The sequence below is a fragment of the Virgisporangium aurantiacum genome, from assembly GCF_016863635.1.
GTDB lineage: Bacteria > Actinomycetota > Actinomycetes > Mycobacteriales > Micromonosporaceae > Virgisporangium > Virgisporangium aurantiacum.
Window position 1 is genome coordinate 64,133 of the sequence record NZ_BOPG01000078.1, and the last position, 17,551, is coordinate 81,683.

Below are 17,551 nucleotides of genomic sequence, written 5' to 3' on the forward strand. Positions count from 1 at the left end.
ACAGCGGGGAGAAACACCATGCCGGAATCCCTGGTTTGCCGATGTCGGAGCGAGTCAACCAAGCCCGGGACACCGCATGGCGGGCGCCCCTGGCCGACGCACCGCCCACCCTGCGCGCACGGCCCGACCCGGACCGAACTCCATCTCGGAGACCTCCATCGGATCCGGGTCGTCGTGCTGCCCGTACCCGTACTGACCTCGATAATCCTGACCACCGACGCGCTCGGCCGCAGACGCGGCGCGCCGGAACCGTGGCGGCGGGCGGTACGGGCCGCGGTACCGGGCTGCGCCCGGGAGGCTTTCGCGCCGCTGCTGCAACCCGGTGCCACGTTGATACCCGACTGCCTTGTCCCGTTCACGTCGACCGACCGGCTCAGCATGGCCTCGGCGGTCGAACGACTCGACGCCGTACTGCCCGGTAGCCTCCTCGAAGAATTGACGGAAATTGAACAATCGGCGACGCTCCCGCCGTCCTGGCGGCCGGTGATCGACGATCCGCGGCGCTGGCTGTGCTCGTACACCGCGACGATCAAGGACGCCTGGACCGGCATCGCGGGCATCTGGCAGCTGGCCGGCGGCCTGCTCGGACGGGAACAGGAGCGCATCGGCCGCGCGGTCGTCAGCGGATGCCTCGACGTCGTCCTGTCGTCATTGCCCAACTGCCGGTACGCCGACGGATGGCTGTCGTTCGACGATCCGCATCCCACCTCGCACCGGCTGGCGGAACGCACGCTGGTGCTCGCTCCGATGCTCACCGGCGACCGGTCGGTCGCGGCGAACTTCAGCCTCCCGGGTGTCGTGTGGATCGGCTACCCCCTGCCGGGTATCGGACGCCTGCTCGACGGCGCCGGCAGGCCCGCGATGCCTCCCGACCGGCTCCTCACCGCCCTCCTGGGCCCCACCCGGGCCCTGGTGCTGCACGCCCTGCGGGAGCCGCTCACCATGGGCGAACTGGCGGCGGTGCTCCGGTGCGCGCCGAGCGCGGCGACGTATCACTGCGGCCGGCTGGCGGCCGCCGGACTGGTGACCCGCGAACGGTACGGCCGGGAGGTCCGGGCGCGACGCAGCGTCCGGGGCGACGAACTCGTCGATGTGCTGGGTCGGCCGTGACCGGTCCGATTTCGGCCGGCACCGGACCGCGTCGCCATTTCGGCAAACCGTGAAAAGCTGGCCCGCCCCGGAACCACCTCGTTAGCGTCACAGCCAACTTCCGCCGATGAGGAAGGGAGGTGATTGTCAATGACGGTGGAAAGACTGGCCCTGGATCTGTCGGATCTGGGTGTCGAAAGGCTCGAAATATCGCACCACCCGGACGAGGTGTCGCTCGAATCCCTGATGGGTGGCCAGGCGATGACGGAGCTCGGTGCCTCCATCCTTCCGGTGGGGTGCTGCAGCTGCTGCCTTCCGTGTTGTTGCTGCTGCTGATCAGCGGGTCGGCTGGTCGGGAAAGGAGGAAGCAATGTCCACCCGCGAGAACTTCGCGCTGGAGCTCACCGGCATCGACGTGGAGCCACTGGAACTGGTGGCCGACCGCATTCCGCTGAGCCTGGACTCCGTGTCCGGCGCACAAGCCACGGCCGAACTGGCCGCGTCGTGTCTGTACGGCTGCAGCTGCTGCGTGTCGTGCTGCTGCTGTTGCTGCTGAGGGAAGGAGACAGATGAAACTGGATCTGCAGGACCTGGAGATCGAGCCCATCGAGGTCGTGGACAGCGCGACCGTCGTGGCGCTCGAGTTTCTGAGTACCGGCCACGCCATGACCGAGACGAACGCGTCGATCCTGTCGCCGCCGTTCGTCTTCCTGTGCAGCTGTTGCTGCTGCTGCTGACGGCGTGGAGGAACAGCCATGACGGACGTCATTGTCCTTGATCTGGACCACTTCGAGGCGGAGCGCCTCGAGTTCGCCGGCACGTCCGACGAGGTCTCGTTGGAATCGTTGATGGGCGGACAGGCGATGGCCGAGGTGGCCGCGTCCTGTGGGCCGTGCAGTTGCAGCTGCTGCGTCGTCTGCTGTTGCTGCTGCTGCTCCTGAGGCGGTCCAGTCAACCGCTCACAACCCGTATGCCAACTGCCAACGGAGGCTGGTCCATGTCCGCGGGAGCACGACTCGCACTCGAATTGAACGATCTGGATGTCGAACTACTACAACCGATGACCGGTACCGACCTGTCGTTGGACGCACTCGACCTCGGTCACGGCGGAACGGAAATGGCGGCCTCCGTGGGCCTGCCCTGTAGCTGCTGCAGCTGCTGCCTCGCCTGCTGCTGTTGCTGCTGCAGCTGATTCGTCGTCCATCAACCCTAGTACGGCGCAGCCGGTGTCCCGCGCGCCCACCCGGCCGGATCGAGAAGGACCGGCCGGCCCCTTTGCGCCCCGGGCACCACCACTCCCCCGTCCATCGGCCGCACCGGCCCAGCCCGAGGATCGGCAGCCATGAAACCGAAGCTCAAACCGGACGTCTACTGGGTTCCGCGGGGCGACAGCCTCGCCTTCGTACACACCGGCGACCTGTTCACCGTCAAGGGCCGCACCGCCCTGCCCCTCATGGACAGGTTGGCGCCGTACCTGGACGGCAACGTGGAACTCGACGAGCTTGTCGGCGGGCTACCCGAGGCCAAGCGGGAAATGGTCCGTGCGCTCGTCACGGCGCTCGCGGACGCGGGCCTGGTGAAGGACGTCCAGCACGACGAGCCGCACCAGCTCGGTCCGGCCGAACTCGACCGCTACGCCGCCGAGATCGCCTACATCGACCACCACCTCAGTTCCGCGGCCCGCCGTTTCCAGGACCACCGCAACGCCCACGTCGTCTGCGTCGGCGCGGGACTCGGCCTCAACGCGCTGGTCCATGCCTGCCTGCGTTCCGGGGTCGCCGAGGTGACCGCGCTCGTCACCGCCGACTGCCCGACCGACACCGAACGCCTCGCCACGTACGTGCGGGCCGCCCAGCGGGACGACCCGGCCCAGCGGGTGCACCAGCGCTCCCTTGTGGACACACCCGAGGCGCTGCTGGCGGCCGTCGAGCTCGGTGACGTCGTGCTGCACGTCTCCGACCGTCCCGTGCTGCGCCGGGCCAGGGATCTCGACCGGCTCTGCCGGCTGCTCGGCCGTCCGCTGATCCAGGGCATCGTGGTGGCCGACGAGGCGTGGACCGGCCCGGTGGCCGGGACCGACCGGCCCGGCTGGGAGTCCGCCTGGTTGCGGGTGCTGTCGAACCGGCCGCGCGCCGCCGACGGGTTCACCGCCGAGCCGGTTGCCGAGAGCCCGTTTCTCGCCGGTCCCACCGCCGCGATCGTGGCCAACCGGGTCGCCTTCCTGTGCTTCCGGCATCTCACCGGCGTCGCCGGGTTGAACTCGACACCGGCGCCGACCGAGGCGATCAGCCTGGTGGACCTGGAGACCCTGGCCACGAGCGAGCACCGGGTCTTCGACCATCCGGCGGCGCAGCCCGCCGACCCCGAGACCGAGGGCGAGTTCGCCGACCGGTTCGCCGCGTTCCTGGCCGCGCCGCCCCGGCGACCCGACGACTTCTCCCGGCGGGCGGCGGAACTGTTCGACCGCCGGCTCGGGCTCTTCCAGCGCCTGGACGAGAACGAGCTCACCCAGCTTCCCCTGCACGTCGCCGAGGTCACCGTGGCCGATCCGTTCACTCTGCTCGACACCCGGTCCGGCCACCCGGTCACGGTCGGGATCGGGGACAGTTTCGGCGCGGCCCGGCAGTCCGCGGCGCTTCGCGCGTTCGCGCTCTACGCGACGCTCAGTGTGGATGCGCGCCGGCTCACCGCTCCCGCCGACGGCACCGACGAGCCGCGGGTGTTCGCCCGCAACCTGGTCCTGGACAAGTCGGAGCTGATCGACGCGGTGCTCGCGTACCCGGTGCTGGGCACGCCCGGAGCCCCGGCCGGCGACCTGCGCCACCCGGTGGGGCTGGCCGCCGCCACCAGCAGCGACGAGGCGCTGCGTCGCGGGCTCCTCGACCACTGCCGCGAGCTGACCGTTGCCGAGATCGCGGCGGCGCCCGCACCGTTCCCGGAACTGCCGCTCGCCGACGTCGACCTCGACGAGGAGGGCGGCCGGTACCGCGACGCGGTCGCGACGGCCCGGGTGCCGGTGCGCGTGTACGACGTGACCGGGGGGCTGGGCGTGCCGGTCCTGGCTTTCTGCGGGCCCGATTCGACCATCTGCTACGCCGCCGGTTCGGATCTGGCCGAGGCCGTCACGACCGGCCTGGCGCAGGTGCTGCTGTCCTACCAGGCCGACGTCAACGGTCATGCGGGCATCGCGCCGCCGGCGGTCGCGAATCTCCGCCCCGAGCTCCGCGGCCAGCCGACGGCACCGGCCGGGCCGAGCGGGCCCGCCGAAGCGGACGGGTGGCGCCCGTTGCTGGGCGCGCTGCACGGCGCCGGCTACCACGTCTACGCGGTGCCGGTGGGGCACGACCCGGTCGCCCGTGCGGTCCTGCCGTCCGTGGTCCAGGTGGTGGTCCAGTGACCGCCCCGCCGGACGCGCCCAGCCTCGCCGTCGTGGGCGCCGGGCGGCTCGGCCGGGCCGTCGCGACGGAACTCGGCACGGCCTTCTCGGTGACCACGGCCGACCGGGTCGACGCCGGGTGGCGTTCGGCGGGGTTGTCGGCGGTGGTGCTGGTCGATGACGGTCCCGACCGCGCCTGGCTGAGCGACACCTCCGGCGCCGCCCCGGCCGCGTCGACCCTCGGAGTGCCGTGGACGCCGGTGCGCGTCGAACTCGGCACGGTGATCATCGGCCCGACCGTCACGCCCGGCCTCGCCGGATGCGCGACCTGCGTGGAAACCCGGCGGGAACGCACCCGGGCGGACGCCGATCTGCGCTCGGACGCCCGAGACCGGTTCCCGGACCGGTTCGCCCGCCCGGATCCCGGCCTGACCAGTTTCGGCATCGACATCGCGGCCCGACTGACCGCGGGCGAGGTGTCGAGCCGGTTGGCCGGCGCCGGCACCGGACGGCTGCACCACGGCACGATCCGGCTGAACCTCGACACGCTGGCGGTGAGTACCCACCGGTTCATCCCCGATCCCCACTGCGCGGACTGCGGCCGGTTGCCGGAGGACACCCGGGACGGTGCCCGGATCGAGTTGCGTCCGGCGCCGAAGGCCCGGCCGGACGTCTACCGGGTGCGCAACCTGTTCGAGTCGATGGACTCCCTGATCGACACGTACGTCGACCCGGAACACGGGCTCATCCGCACGCTGCAACGCACCACCTTCGGCGCGTACCCCACGATGATGGCGCCGATCGGGCTGCCCGGACGGCCGGTTCAGATCGAGAGCGGATCGGGCCGCGACCTCGACTTCCGCACCGCGCGGCTCACGGCGATCACCGAAGCGGTGGAGCGGCACGGCGGAGTGCGCCCCGGCGGGAAACGCACGGTGGTCCGCGGCAGCCACCGCGAACTGGCCGACCGGGCCCTCGACCCGAGATCCCTCGGCCTGTATCCGGACGAGCGCTACGCCCTGCCCAACTTCGCCTACCAGCGCTATCACGAGGATCTGGTGATGCCGTGGGTGTGGGGGTACTCGTTCGCCCGGCAGGAGCCGATCCTGGTGCCGGAGACCTGCGCGTACTACCGGCTCCACCTGGCCGACGGGCACGTCCACCCGTTCGTGTACGAGATCTCCAACGGTTGCGCGCTCGGTGGCTGTCTGGAGGAGGCCATCCTGCACGGGATCGTGGAACTCGCCGAACGCGACGCGTTCCTCATGACCTGGTACGCGCGGCTGCCGGTGCGCCGGCTGGACCTGAACTCCGCCCGCGACCGCACCATCCCGCTGATGGCCGACCGGCTGCGTCGTCTCACCGGCTACGACATCCACGCCTTCGACACGACCACCGAGCACGGGATCCCGACGGTGTGGGTGATGGCGGTGCATCCGGGCGGGGACGAACGCGCGCCCAAGGCGGTCTGCGCCGCCGGCGCCGGATTCGAGGGCGAACGCGCGATCGCCAACGCACTGCTCGAACTGGCACCGATCCTGGAGTGGCGACGGGCGACCTACCCGGACGAGGTGGCGCGGGCCCACCGGATGGTCCACGACCCGGCCGAGGTCCGCTCCATGCACGACCACTCGGTGCTCTACTCGCATCCGGAGGCCTTCGACCGCTTCGGTTTCCTGTTCGACTCCGGTCCGGCGGTGGCCATCGACGAGTCGTTCGCGGGCGCGTTCCGCACCGGCGAGGCCGATCTGCGCGACGACCTCCTGGCGACCATGGCCCGCTATCTCGACCGTGGACTCGACGTGGTCGTCGTGGACCAGACCGCCATCGAACAACGGGCGGGCGGCTTCCACTGCGTCAAGGTGCTCATTCCGGGTCTGCTGCCGATGACGTTCGGGCACTGGGCCCGGCGGGTCGACGGCCTTCCCCGCCTCTTCGACGTGCCGCACGAGCTCGGGTACCGGGACCGTGCGCTGCGTGCGGAGGACGTCAACCCGCATCCCCATCCGTTCCCATGAGCCGGAGGGCGACCGTGCACAACCGTGAGACCTCAGTGGCAGACCGGTACTGGCACGACACCTTCCACGACTCCACCTCGCTGCTCGCGAAGGGTGTCGGGGAGGAGGGCGCGCCAGACGAGCCGCCGAAGTTCAAGGCCTACCGGGGGCTGGCCCGGCACCGGCTTCCACAGTGGACACCGATGCGGCTCGGCGGCGTCGGCGCCGCGTTCGGCCCGGCGGTGGACGGCTCCCCCGCTCCGGCCGGGCTGACCGACGAGGTGCTCGGTGCGTTGCTCTACTACGGGTACGGGTTCTCCCGCGTCGACGTCGGCGCCGTGGGCGGTTGGCCGTACCACCGTCTGGTCCCGTCGGCACGGTGCTTCTATCCGACCGAGCTGTATGTGTGGCTGCCCGAACGTGACGGGATCCCGGGCGGGGTCTACCACTACGACCAGCTCCACCACGCCCTGGTGGAGCTTCGCTGCGGCGTCGATCCGGACCTGCCGGTCGCGGCGCTGGATTCGGCGCTCGGTTCCGTCGAGGCCGTCCTGCTGCTGACGTCGCACTACTGGAAGACGGCGTTCCGCTACCGGCACTACGCGTACCGGTTGTGCAGCCAGGAAGCCGGAATGGTCGCGGGCAACCTGCTCCTGGTCGCGCGGTCGCTCGGCCTCAGCGGCCACCTGCACTACCAGTTCCTCGACGATGTGCTCGACCGGTTGCTCGGCGTGGAGCAGGGTCAGGAACGCACCGTGGCGGTGGTTCCGGTCTACCGCGACACCTCCGACGCACCGGCCGGGCCTCGTCGTGACGGCCGCCGCACCACCAGCGCGGAACTGCTGGACGGGCTGGCGGAGATCCGGCCGCGCTTCATCGACGTGGCCAAGGACCTGACGCTGGCGTCGAGCGTCTACGAGCTGGACCGGCACTCGGTCCTGGACACGACCGCGGAGTTCGCGAGCCCATGCGGTGACGGCAATGGCGCGACCAATGGCGCTGTCAGCGTCCCGGCGGGATCGACCCGGCTGGATCTCGCCAACGGATCGGACCGGCCGGTCGATCTCAGCACGGCGCTGCGCGAGCGTCACTCCGGCGGGACGTTGTTCCGGCCGGTGCGGCGCACCATGCCCGCCGACGATCTGGCCCGGATCGTGCGGTACGCGCTCGCGCCGTACCCGTCCGATCTCGGGCCCGGGCCCTACTCGGCCTGCTACCTGGTTGTCCAGGACGTGGCCGGGACGCCGCCGGGGGTGTACCGGTGCGGTCCGGACGGAACGCTGTGGCGCATACCGAACACCCCGCCGGATCCGATCAACGAGTTGGCGATGGCGCTCGGACCGCCGGTGACGGACTACCGCAACGTCAACGTCGTGGCGTACGTCGTCGGTGACCGGTCCTGGGCCACCAGCCGGTTGGGCAACCGCGGCTACCGGATCCTCAACCAGGACGCCGGGCTCGTCGCCCAGCGGATCTGCGTGCTCAGCGGCGCCGCCGGTCTCGCCGCGCGCCCGGCGAACGGCTACGCCGTCGGCGCGATCCAGTCGATGCTCGGCATCGACGACCCCGGCCTGCTCCCGATGTTCCAGATCGCCATCGGGTACCGCGCCACCACGGCGCAGTACGAGATGCCGATCGTCTTCTAGTGAGGAAGCCGATGCCGACCGACCGTACTGGTGTCCACACCGATCCGCACGGGTTCCCGGAGCAGGCACGCGACCCGTTCGTCGTCCGGGTGGCGGCGCTGCCGGTCTCCGCCCTGCGTGACCTTCGCTTCGACAAGAGCTGGGCGGTCATCGCCGAGGTTCGTGAGTTGCAACGGTGGCTGGTGACCACCGGCGAGCAGCTGTCCGAACAGCTCTACACGGTCGTCGGCGGCCTGCGCAGCCCCGAACTCAAGCCGACCGTGGTGGCGCTGCGCCGGGCGGTCTACGGTGGCCGGCCGCTGCGGGCCCGGCTGTGGAACCCGCAGGTCCACGCCGCCCTGCCGGCCGATCTGGTGCGTCACCTCGACCGGTGGCAGGAGCGGCTGGCCGAACGGGACGAACGGCTGGCCCGGCTGCCGGCCCTCCTCGCGGCCGAGCAGGCGGCGTCGACGGAACGACTGCGGGCGATCCTGACCAGCAACGCGTTCCGTTACGGCCTCGTGCAGGGCAGCCCGGTTCTGTTCACCGAACTGACCAAGTGGCTGGGCGAGCCGCCGGGGACCGCGCCGGACCGGCAGGTGCTGCTCCGGTTGGTCAAGTACCTGGCCCGGGTCACCGCCAAGACCAGCCCGTACAGCACGTTCACCGTCGCCGGCCTGGCCGGCTGGGACGAGCAGCCCGGACCGGCGGTACGGGCGACCGGAAACGAGGCCTGGCGCAGCGTGGTGGAGCTGAACGTCTGGCTCGCCCAGCGGTTCGCCCAGTTCGCCATCCGGCATCCGGACGTCGTCGCGAACCTGCGGCTGCGGGTCAATCCCAGCCTCACCGACGACGGGACGGCCGTGCGGTTCCTCGGTGCCGGGGCGGGCACGCCGTTGACGACCGTGAGCCGGGGCCGGGCGCTGGCCGAGTCCCTCGACTTCGTCGCCGCGAACCCGGGGACGACGGTGCGGCAGTTGCGCGCGCACCTGGGCGCTCTCGACCAGACGTTGGCCGACGCCGATGTGGCCGCCTTCGTCGGGCGGCTGGTCGACACCGGCCTCCTGCACACCGAGGCGCCGTTCGCGGATCAGGCCGACGATCACCTCGGCGTGCTCCTCGGCTGGCTGGACTCGTGCGGCCCGGACGGGTCGACCGACGTGAGCCGGACGCTGCGCACGGTCGCCGACGAGCTGTCCGGCTACCCGCGGATCGTCGATCCGCAGCACCGGTTGGAGTCCCACGAGCGGATCTACGAGGCGCTCAACCGGCTGAACCGGATGACGGGAGGACCGCAGGCCGAGCCGCTTCCGCGCAAGAACCTGTTCCACGAGAACGCCGTGTTCACCGCGCCCGTCGTCGCGTGTTCGAGAGCCGCCTGGCAACCGGTCGTCGACGAGTTGTCGCGCCTGCGCGGGCTGCTGCCCCTGTTCGACTCGACCATGCCCGCCCGGCGGGCGTTGGCCGACGTGTTCCGCGCGACCTATCCGGAGTCGGCGGCCGTGCCGTGGCTGATCTTCTACCAGGAGGTCAACCGGATGGTCTCGGCCGGCGCGCAGGCCGTTCGCGGCGGCGTGGACGGTGCGACCCTGCGCACGCTCTGCGGCGGGCCGGCCGGGACGTCGTGGGAGGTCTGGTGCTCCCTGCCGTACGCCCGGGAGCAGGCTGAACTCGTCGGCGCCGCAACGGCGTTGGTGCGGTCCGGGCCGGCCGACGCCGGCGGTGTGGTGCGGGTCGACCCGGCGGAGCTCGCGGCCTTCGCCGCGGGCCTGCCGCCGTCACCGGCGCGGCTCGGTTCGATCGCGTGCTACGTGCAGCTCACCGAACCGGATCCGGCAGCGGTCGTGCTCAACACCGTCGGGGTCGGGTACGGTCGCGGCGCCAACCGGGTGGTCCGGCTGCTCGGCGCCGCCGGAGCCGCCGACCAGGCGCGCGGCTGGGAACCGTACGTCTACGGCCCGGCGGGCGAGCTGATGGTGGAGAGCAACGGCTGTTTCGCGAACAACCTCAACCTGCGGGCGCCGAGCACCGCGTACGAGCTGGACGTGCCGTTCACCACCTCGCTGGGCGGCACGGGCGGGCGCATCCCCATGCACGATCTGCTGGTCACCTACGATCCGGTCGACGGGCTGCTGTGCCTCCGGTCGCGCCGCCACGACCGACCGGTCCGCCCCGTCCACAATGGACTGATGGGTGAGTTCTGGCTCCCCGCACCGGTCCGGCACCTCGTGGACGTCTTCGGGCCACCGTCGTCGCTGTTGCATTCCTCGTTGCCGCTGTTCTTTCCGCGGACCGAGGACCCGCGCGACGGCGGCGTGCGGCGGCTGCCGCGCCTGGACGCGGGCCGGGTGACCCTGAGCCGGGCGTGCTGGGCCTTCGCGACCGCGGAGGTGCCGCGCCGGCGGAAGGGCGACAGCGACGCGAACCATTGGCTACGGCTGGCCGACTGGCTCGCCGGACACGGCATACCGGAACGGTTCTACGTCAAGGTGGTCAGCCCGGAGGGCAGCACCGCGTGGACGCCCGAGGCCAAGTCCCGCAAGCCGCTGTATGTCGACCTGTCGGTGTGGTACCTGGTCCGCCTGCTGGAGCGGACCCTCGACGAGGGCGGCAGCCTCGTGGTGGTCACCGAGGCGCTGCCGGACCTCGGGCAGGCGCCCCGGTTCGGCGACGGCCACCACGTCACCGAGTTCGTGATCGAGCTTCCCGGCGTCCAACGCGACGGTGGCGAGAGCGACGGTGGACGCGATGAGTGAGTGGGTCAGCATCCACGTCTACCACCCGGCGGATCTGGGCGATCTGGTGACGTCGTGCGTCGCACCGGCGGTCACCCGGCTCGTGCACAGCGGCCGGGTGCGGGGCTGGTTCTTCCTGCGTTACTGGGAGGGCGGGGCCCACGTGCGGGTACGGGTGGCCACCACGCCCGACCTGGCCGGGTCGGTGCGCGCGGACCTGCGTGACGCGTTCGGCGACCACCTCGCCCGGCACCCCGCCCCGGGCACGGTCACCCAGGCGCAGTACGCCGAACTCGCCGGGCAACTCGCCCGCAACGAGGGCCGCGACGACTACGAACGCGTCCTCCAGCCGCCGGGGTCGGTGCTCGACGTGGACTACCGGCCCGAGCACGACGTCTACGGATCCGGTGCCACCATGGCCGCCGCCGAGCGGCACTTCATGGAGTCCACCGCACTTGCGGTGGACATCCTCTCCACCGCGACGCCGCTCGACGTCCGGCGCGGCCTGGCGCTGTTCCTCGGCCTGGTGACGCTGGCCGACTACGAACCCGACCTGCCCCGGCTCGCCGCGGCGTTCCGGGCGGTGGGCGGCCACACCCAGCAGCGGTTCGCCGGATCGGGCGCCGTGTCCGGCGACACCGCCTCCGCCCTGCACGCCAGCTACACCGGCGCCCGGGAGCGGCTGCGGCGCCAGGTCCACCAGGCGTGGCGGCTGGTCGACGCCGGCCCGGACGGTTCCGGCGGGTCGACGGCCGCCGCGGACCGGGTCGCGGCGTGGCTGGCCTCGATCCGCCGGCTCCGGCTCGCGTTGGAGCAGGCGACCCGGCAGGGCGAGTTCACCATCGAACCGGCCGGATCCCCGTACGTGTGGTACCTGGCGCAGCTGGAACCGCAGCGGCGCGCCGTCGCCAGTGTCCTGCTGCGGTGCGCGCACCTGCTCAACAACCGGATCGGCGTCGCCGTGCCGGACGAAATGCACGTGGCCTACCTGACCGCGCGGGCACTGGCCGATGTGGACGAAGTGTCTGCTTTCAGAGAGGGGTGAGGGACGGTGCAGGACTGGCACAGCGCCCATGTCTACTACTACAGCCCGCAGAAGGACACGCTGATCCTCGACGCGGTGCGTCCGCTGCTCGCGGCGGTCGGGCGGAATCCCGACGTGTCGCAGGCGTACTTCGTCCGGCACTGGTTGCGGGGTCCGCACATCCGCATCCACGTCCGGACCACCCCGTCGGCGTGGCGGCGCCAGGTGCAACCGCTGATCGCGGACATCATCGGCGGCTACCTGCGCACCCACCCGTCGACGAGCGACATGTCCGAGGAACGGGAACTTCCGGTGCACCGCCGGTTGGCCGACCTCGAACTCGAAGACGGCCCGCTGACGCCCTGGTATCCCGACAACTCCGTGCAGTACCTGCCGTACGACAAGCGGCTGCACGTGCTGCACACCGAGGAGTCCGCCGCCCTGCTGGCGGACTTCCACGTCGACACGACGCCGCTGGCATTCGCCGCGCTCGACCACGTGCGAGGTGGCGCGAACCGGTTGGAGGTCCCGCTGGCGCTGGCCTTCGCGACGGCGGCCCGCGGCTGTCCCCCGATCGACAAGGGCTTCATCTCCTACCGGTCGCACGCGGAGGGCTTTCTCGCCAACAGCAGTGACCCGGACGGACTGCGGACGCGCTTCGAACGCGCCTACCGGGCCAACGCCGGTGCCGTCACCCAACTGCTGACCGAGGTGTTGACCGACCTCGAGACGGGCCAGCACGAGGTGCCCTTCCTCGCGGACTGGATCCGGATCGTCGACACCTACCAGCGCCGGGCCGGTGAACTCAACGACGCGGGCCGGCTCGCCCTCGCCCCGATCGAGGTGCCGCCGGATCCGCCCGAATCCGGGGAGCGCGCTCCGGTCGGGAAGAACGTCAGTGCGTTCCACCGGGCGCTGTTCGGTGATTCCCGGATCCGCGACACGCTCAACGGCTCGCCCTGGTTCGCGGTGTACCGGGTGCTGCTGAACTACCAGTACCTCCTGTTCAACCGGCTCGGTCTGGTGCCGGTCGAGCGGTTCCTGTTGTGCTACCTGGTGGCACGCACGGTCGAGGAGGCGTACGACGTCTCCATCCCGGACTTCATCGATCCCGGCGGGCTGCTGCCGGTGACGCCGTCCAGCCATGACCGCTGAACGGAAGCCGGGCGACGCCGCCCGCCGGTACCTGCGCGTCGCCGAGCATCAGCCGACCGCGGCCGTGCTCGCCACCGACTGGCGATCGATGCCACCGTCGGTCAAGCGTTACCCACCGGGCGAAGCGGTGGCGCTGGGCATGGACGTGCTCGGCCGGATCCTGCACGACTCCTACGGCCTGACCCGCTACCGCTGGGACAGTCTGAGCGCCGTCCTCAGCCAACGCGTGTCGGGGATGGCGGTCGGCCGGTCGCTGCGGCCGGTGGCATCCGGTGGCGGCCTGTTCCCGTCCGAAATCTATCTCGTCGCGGGGCCGGAGCCGACGCCCGGCCGCGACCGGGCGGCCGGGGTGCTGCACTACGACCCGGCCGCGCACGCGCTCGATCCGGTGCGGACGGGCGACTGGCGCCGGTTCGTGGCCGAGGCGCTGCACGAACCGGCCCGCCCGGAGCCGGCCGAGCTGTATCTGGTCATCACGACGATATTCGCGCGGACCGCCTTCAAGTACCAGGAGTTCGGGTACCGGCTGCAGTGCCTGGACAGCGGCGTGCTGACCGGCCAGTTGCTGACGATGATGGAGGCGGCCGGGCTGGTCGGCGAGGTCTCGCTACGGTTCAGCGACGAGGACCTCACCCGCCTGCTCGGGGTGAATCCGGACAGCGAGGCGGTCCTCGTGGTGATCGGCGTCCGGCCCGGCGCCGGCTGCGCGGCCGGCCCGCCGCCGGACAACGGCCGGCACCGGCTCGCCGACTCACCGGTCCGGCAGCCGTCGAGCCGCACCCGCCCGATCGGGGTGCTGCACACGGTCCCGTTGACCCGGGATCTCCACCGGTCCGCGCGGGCCGCGGCCGATCCGGCCGCGGCCCTGCCGCCACCGCTGGCCGCCGTGCCCACGGTCGGGCCCGGCGCCGAAAGCCACCCGCTTCCGCACTCGGCCGCCCCGCTGCCGGCCGGGCTGCCGCGCCGACGCAGCCTGGACGGCCGCTTCGGTTATGCCGCACTCACCCTGTTCCAGTTGGCCGGTTTGCTGCGCGCGACCTACCGGTGGGCCGGCTCCCCACCCGCCGGCAGCGGACTCGATCACGTCCGGCTGTGCTGCGTCGTCCATCGGGTGACGGGCCTGCAACCCGGCATGTACGTCTACGAGCCCGACACGCACCAGGTGACGCCGGTACGGCAGACCGATCTGCGCGTCGCGATGACGCAACCCGACATCGCGGATGCGCGGTTCACGGGCGACCACGGGGCCGGCGCGGTGGTGGTGCCGGTCGGCGACTACGAAGCCGGGTTCCGGACCATCGGCGACCGGTGGTTCCAGATGCAGAACGTCCCCGCCGGGATCGTGGTGCAACGCACGACCCTGGCAGCGGCCGCGCTCGGGCTCGACTGCCGGATCCTGTGCGCGTACGAGACCGACCATCTGGCCGAGGCACTCGGCTTCGGCGATGGACCGCTGCGCCCGCTGTGCCAGGTACTGGTCGGCTCCCCGGGCTCGGAGACGGGCTACGACCAGCTCTTCCCAGATCCCGGAGGCGATCGTGATTCCTAGCATCCTCGTCGAGAACGTCCACAAGCGGTTTCGGGACGTCCACGCGGTCAACGACGCGACCTTCCGGATCAACCCGGGCGAGGTGGTCGCGTTGCTCGGCCCCAACGGTGCCGGAAAGACCACCACGCTGGACATGCTGCTCGATCTCCAACGACCCGACAGCGGTCGGATACAGATGCTCGGAGAATCCCCGCGACAGGCCCTCGACACCGGCGGCATCGGCTGCGTGCTGCAGCAGGGCGAGCTGTTGAAGGGCGTACGGGTGGCCGAACTGGTACGCGCGATGAGCGCCCTCCAACCGGCTCCCCTGGCGTTCGACGACGTGGTGCGGTGGGCAGGACTGGCCGACATCCTCCAACGCCGGACCGAGCGGCTCTCCGGCGGTGAGACACAGCGGGTCAGGTTCGCGCTGGCGTTGGTGGGCGACCCACGAATGCTGATTCTCGACGAGCCGACCGCGGCGATGGACATCTCCGCCCGCCGGTCGTTCTGGGCCACCATCCGCATGTACGTGGCCGACGGCCGCACGGTCCTGTTCAGCACCCACTACCTGGAAGAGGCGGACGCGATCGCCGACCGGATAATCCTGATGGCGAACGGCCGGATCGTCGCCGACGGGCCCGCCACCGCGATCCGCGCGGTCACCGCCACCCGGATGCTGCGGTGCACCCTGCCCGCCGCCGAACCCGACGCGCTCCGCCGGCTGCCGGCCGTGTTCACGGTGGAGGTCAACGGCGACGCGGTGACGATCCGCAGCGGCGACTCCGACACCACGCTGCGGTCGTTGTTACGCGACTATCCGGACGCGTGCGACATCGAGGTCACGATGGCGCCGCTCGCCGATGCGGTGCTGGCGTTCACCGACCGGACCGGCGCGACCCCGGCGGGGGTGTCCCGATGACGACCTACCTCCGCCTGGAGATCCTGCGGGTTCTGCGCAGCGTGACCTTCACCGGCTACACGATCGGGTTCCCGGTCGGTTTCTACCTGCTGTTCACGCTGGTGTTCGCCCGGGGCATGGTCCAGGGCACCGGCTTCAACGCCTACTACATGGTGTCGATGGCGCTCTACGGCGCGATCGGCGCCGGTCTGATGGGCGTGGGCGCACCCATCGCGATGGAACGCACCCGCGGCTGGACCCGCCAACTGGCGCTGACGCCGCTACGACCCGGCCGGTACCTCGTCATCAAGGTGGCCGCCGCCAGCGTCCTGTGCCTGCCGGTGATCCTGGCGATCCTGCTCGCCGGCCGGCTGGTGCACGGTGTCGACCTCGACCCGCTGACCTGGCTCGCCCTCGTCCCGGCGCTGTGGCTGGGCGCGATGCCGTTCGTCGGGCTCGGAATCGCCGTCGGGTACACGTTCCGCGACGAGGCGGCGCAGGGCGTGTCGCTCGCCGTGTACTTCCTCATGTCCGTCGCGGGCGGCCTGTGGCTGCCAACGGAGGTGTTTCCCGACTGGCTCGCGGACGTGGCCAAGGTGCTTCCCACCTACCGCGCCGGGGAGCTGTCCTGGCTGCTGATCGCCGGTGAGTCGCCGGTGTCCGGCGGCGCCCTCGTCCTGCTGGCCTGGGCCGGCGCCTTCCTCGGACTGGCGGCGTGGCGATTCCGTCGGGCCTCGTAACGGCCACCGCGACAATTGAAGGGACCAGCGTGAGACTTCGCACCAGCGTTCCGAAGCACCGTGCTTCGGGCCGGCACCGGGAGTGCTCCTCGGCCGAGACGTTCGAACGGGTCCGCCCGCACCTGCGCCGGATCGGGGTCACGCGGATCGCCGACATCACGGGGCTGGACCGGATCGGGATCCCGGTCTACAACGCCATCGTGCCGCGCTCCGCCGACGAGTTGTCCGTCTACAACGGCAAGGGCGGCACCCCCCTCGACGCGATGACCTCCGCGGTCATGGAAGCGGTCGAACGATTCTGCGCCTGGCAGCCGATGCGCCCGGCGCGGATCGCCTCCCACACGGAACTGGCGGCGGGGTCGGTGCCGGTGCTCGACCCGGTGTCGCACAACATGAAGCTGCACCGGAACTTCCATCACGACCGGGTCATGTCGTGGGTGCCCGGATTCGATCTGCTCAACGAGGAAACCGTCTACGTGCCGCTGTGCCTCGCCGGGTACTACGTGCGCTACCACGAGCAGTCCTGCTACCGGATCACCAGCACCAACGGCGTCGCGTCCGGCAACTCGCTGGAGGAGGCGATCTGCCACGCCCTCATCGAGGTCATCGAGCGCGACGACTGGACGATGGCCGATCTCGTCAGCCACCGGCTGAAGACGGTCGTCCGGACCAGGATGGCCAAGTCGGCCCCGCCGGGCGCCGTGACGTGGCTGGAGGATCGGCACCCGGCGGTCGATCTCGGCACGCTGCCGCCGCAGGCACACCGGTATGCGCGGATGTTCGAGGACGCCGGTGTCCAACTCGTGATCCGCGACGTCTCGTCGGACACCGGAATCGCCAGCTTCGGCGCCGTCGTGCGGGAGGATCTCGGCCCGACGGTCGCGCAGAGCCACGCGGGCTACGGCTCGCACCCCGACGCCGAGGTGGCCGTGCTGCGGGCGTTGACCGAGGCGGCGCAGAGCCGGGTGGTGGATCTGCAGGGGGTCCGGGAGGATCTGAACCTGCCCGGCGCGAAGATCGAGCCCTGGCAGCAGCTCACCTACCGCGGACATCAACTGGACGCCGGCGACTGGCCGTTCGGCAACTGCACCACCAGCGTGCCGTTCGGCCGGATCGTCAACCACCCGAGCGACGACATCATGACCGACGTCACCGTCATGCTGGACGGGATCCGCGCCCGCGGCATGCGTCGCGTCATCGTCGTCGACCTGTCCGTGCCGGATCTGCCGTTCCACGTCGTTCGCGTGATCGTCCCGGGAATGGAGTCCTTCGCCTTCGACCAGGGCCGGCTCGGTCCACGTGCCCTCGCGCGGTGGGACGGCACGCTCAAGGAACTGATCGGTTTGCGGGACACCAGGGTCGGCGAGCGAGTCTGAGGAGT

14 protein-coding genes are annotated in these 17,551 nt (G+C 71.1%); all 14 read left to right on the forward strand.

Annotated elements, in window-relative coordinates:
* The first annotated feature begins 174 nt into the window (after nucleotides 1-174).
* The 14 genes from Vau01_RS49740 to Vau01_RS49805 all read left to right on the forward strand — a co-directional run bounded on the left by Vau01_RS49740 (nucleotide 175) and on the right by Vau01_RS49805 (nucleotide 17,546).
* Nucleotides 175-1,110 carry an ArsR/SmtB family transcription factor gene (locus Vau01_RS49740; protein ID WP_204008125.1) on the forward strand — a complete coding sequence of 312 codons (936 nt, stop codon included), beginning with the start codon at nucleotides 175-177 and terminating at the stop codon, nucleotides 1,108-1,110.
* A 349-nt stretch (nucleotides 1,111-1,459) separates the two neighbouring features.
* Nucleotides 1,460-1,645: a hypothetical protein gene (locus tag Vau01_RS49745; protein WP_204008126.1), complete on the forward strand. Its 186-nt coding sequence runs from the start codon at nucleotides 1,460-1,462 to the stop codon at nucleotides 1,643-1,645.
* 13 nt (nucleotides 1,646-1,658) lie between these two features.
* The gene (locus Vau01_RS49750; RefSeq protein WP_204008127.1) at nucleotides 1,659-1,826 is read left to right on the forward strand and encodes a thiomuracin/GE37468 family thiazolyl RiPP peptide; all 168 of its coding nucleotides are present in this window, start codon (nucleotides 1,659-1,661) and stop codon (nucleotides 1,824-1,826) included.
* A gap of 18 nt (nucleotides 1,827-1,844) precedes the next feature.
* Nucleotides 1,845-2,030, forward strand: coding sequence for a hypothetical protein (locus Vau01_RS49755; RefSeq protein ID WP_204008128.1), 186 nt, complete (start codon nucleotides 1,845-1,847; stop codon nucleotides 2,028-2,030).
* Nucleotides 2,031-2,431: 401 nt separating this feature from the next.
* The gene (locus Vau01_RS49760) at nucleotides 2,432-4,486 is read left to right on the forward strand and encodes a YcaO-like family protein (protein ID WP_204008129.1); all 2,055 of its coding nucleotides are present in this window, start codon (nucleotides 2,432-2,434) and stop codon (nucleotides 4,484-4,486) included.
* Nucleotides 4,483-6,483 (forward strand): TOMM precursor leader peptide-binding protein, encoded by a 2,001-nt coding sequence (locus Vau01_RS49765; RefSeq protein ID WP_204008130.1) that lies wholly within the window; start codon nucleotides 4,483-4,485, stop codon nucleotides 6,481-6,483. Before Vau01_RS49760 ends, Vau01_RS49765 begins: the two co-directional genes overlap by 4 nt.
* 14 nt (nucleotides 6,484-6,497) lie before the next feature.
* Nucleotides 6,498-8,108: a SagB family peptide dehydrogenase gene (locus tag Vau01_RS49770; protein ID WP_204008132.1), complete on the forward strand. Its 1,611-nt coding sequence runs from the start codon at nucleotides 6,498-6,500 to the stop codon at nucleotides 8,106-8,108.
* Nucleotides 8,108-10,843, forward strand: a complete 2,736-nt coding sequence (locus tag Vau01_RS49775) for a lantibiotic dehydratase (RefSeq protein ID WP_204008133.1) — start codon at nucleotides 8,108-8,110, stop codon at nucleotides 10,841-10,843. Before Vau01_RS49770 ends, Vau01_RS49775 begins: the two co-directional genes overlap by 1 nt.
* Complete coding sequence (locus Vau01_RS49780) at nucleotides 10,836-11,867, forward strand: lantibiotic dehydratase C-terminal domain-containing protein (protein WP_204008134.1); 1,032 nt, start codon at nucleotides 10,836-10,838, stop codon at nucleotides 11,865-11,867. Before Vau01_RS49775 ends, Vau01_RS49780 begins: the two co-directional genes overlap by 8 nt.
* A 6-nt stretch (nucleotides 11,868-11,873) precedes the next feature.
* Entirely contained in the window at nucleotides 11,874-13,001 is a 1,128-nt protein-coding gene (locus Vau01_RS49785; RefSeq protein WP_204008135.1) for a thiopeptide maturation pyridine synthase, read from the forward strand.
* Nucleotides 12,991-14,550: a SagB family peptide dehydrogenase gene (locus Vau01_RS49790; protein WP_204008136.1), complete on the forward strand. Its 1,560-nt coding sequence runs from the start codon at nucleotides 12,991-12,993 to the stop codon at nucleotides 14,548-14,550. The genes Vau01_RS49785 and Vau01_RS49790 overlap by 11 nt, the downstream gene beginning before the upstream one ends.
* Nucleotides 14,540-15,451 carry an ABC transporter ATP-binding protein gene (locus Vau01_RS49795; protein ID WP_239152565.1) on the forward strand — a complete coding sequence of 304 codons (912 nt, stop codon included), beginning with the start codon at nucleotides 14,540-14,542 and terminating at the stop codon, nucleotides 15,449-15,451. The genes Vau01_RS49790 and Vau01_RS49795 overlap by 11 nt, the downstream gene beginning before the upstream one ends.
* A complete protein-coding gene (locus tag Vau01_RS49800; RefSeq protein WP_204008137.1) occupies nucleotides 15,448-16,170 on the forward strand; it encodes an ABC transporter permease in 723 nt (240 codons plus the stop codon). Before Vau01_RS49795 ends, Vau01_RS49800 begins: the two co-directional genes overlap by 4 nt.
* Before the next feature lie 29 nt (nucleotides 16,171-16,199).
* Entirely contained in the window at nucleotides 16,200-17,546 is a 1,347-nt protein-coding gene (locus Vau01_RS49805) for a YcaO-like family protein (protein ID WP_204008138.1), read from the forward strand.
* Nucleotides 17,547-17,551 lie beyond the last annotated feature (5 nt).

Coding starts and splice junctions, on each gene's coding strand:
- Vau01_RS49745 (WP_204008126.1), top strand. CDS start 1,460: ATGTCCACCCGCGAGAACTTCGCGCTGGAGCTCACCGGCATCGACGTG.
- Vau01_RS49750 (WP_204008127.1), top strand. CDS start 1,659: ATGAAACTGGATCTGCAGGACCTGGAGATCGAGCCCATCGAGGTCGTG.
- Vau01_RS49755 (WP_204008128.1), top strand. CDS start 1,845: ATGACGGACGTCATTGTCCTTGATCTGGACCACTTCGAGGCGGAGCGC.
- Vau01_RS49760 (WP_204008129.1), top strand. CDS start 2,432: ATGAAACCGAAGCTCAAACCGGACGTCTACTGGGTTCCGCGGGGCGAC.
- Vau01_RS49780 (WP_204008134.1), top strand. CDS start 10,836: ATGAGTGAGTGGGTCAGCATCCACGTCTACCACCCGGCGGATCTGGGC.
- Vau01_RS49790 (WP_204008136.1), top strand. CDS start 12,991: ATGACCGCTGAACGGAAGCCGGGCGACGCCGCCCGCCGGTACCTGCGC.
- Vau01_RS49800 (WP_204008137.1), top strand. CDS start 15,448: ATGACGACCTACCTCCGCCTGGAGATCCTGCGGGTTCTGCGCAGCGTG.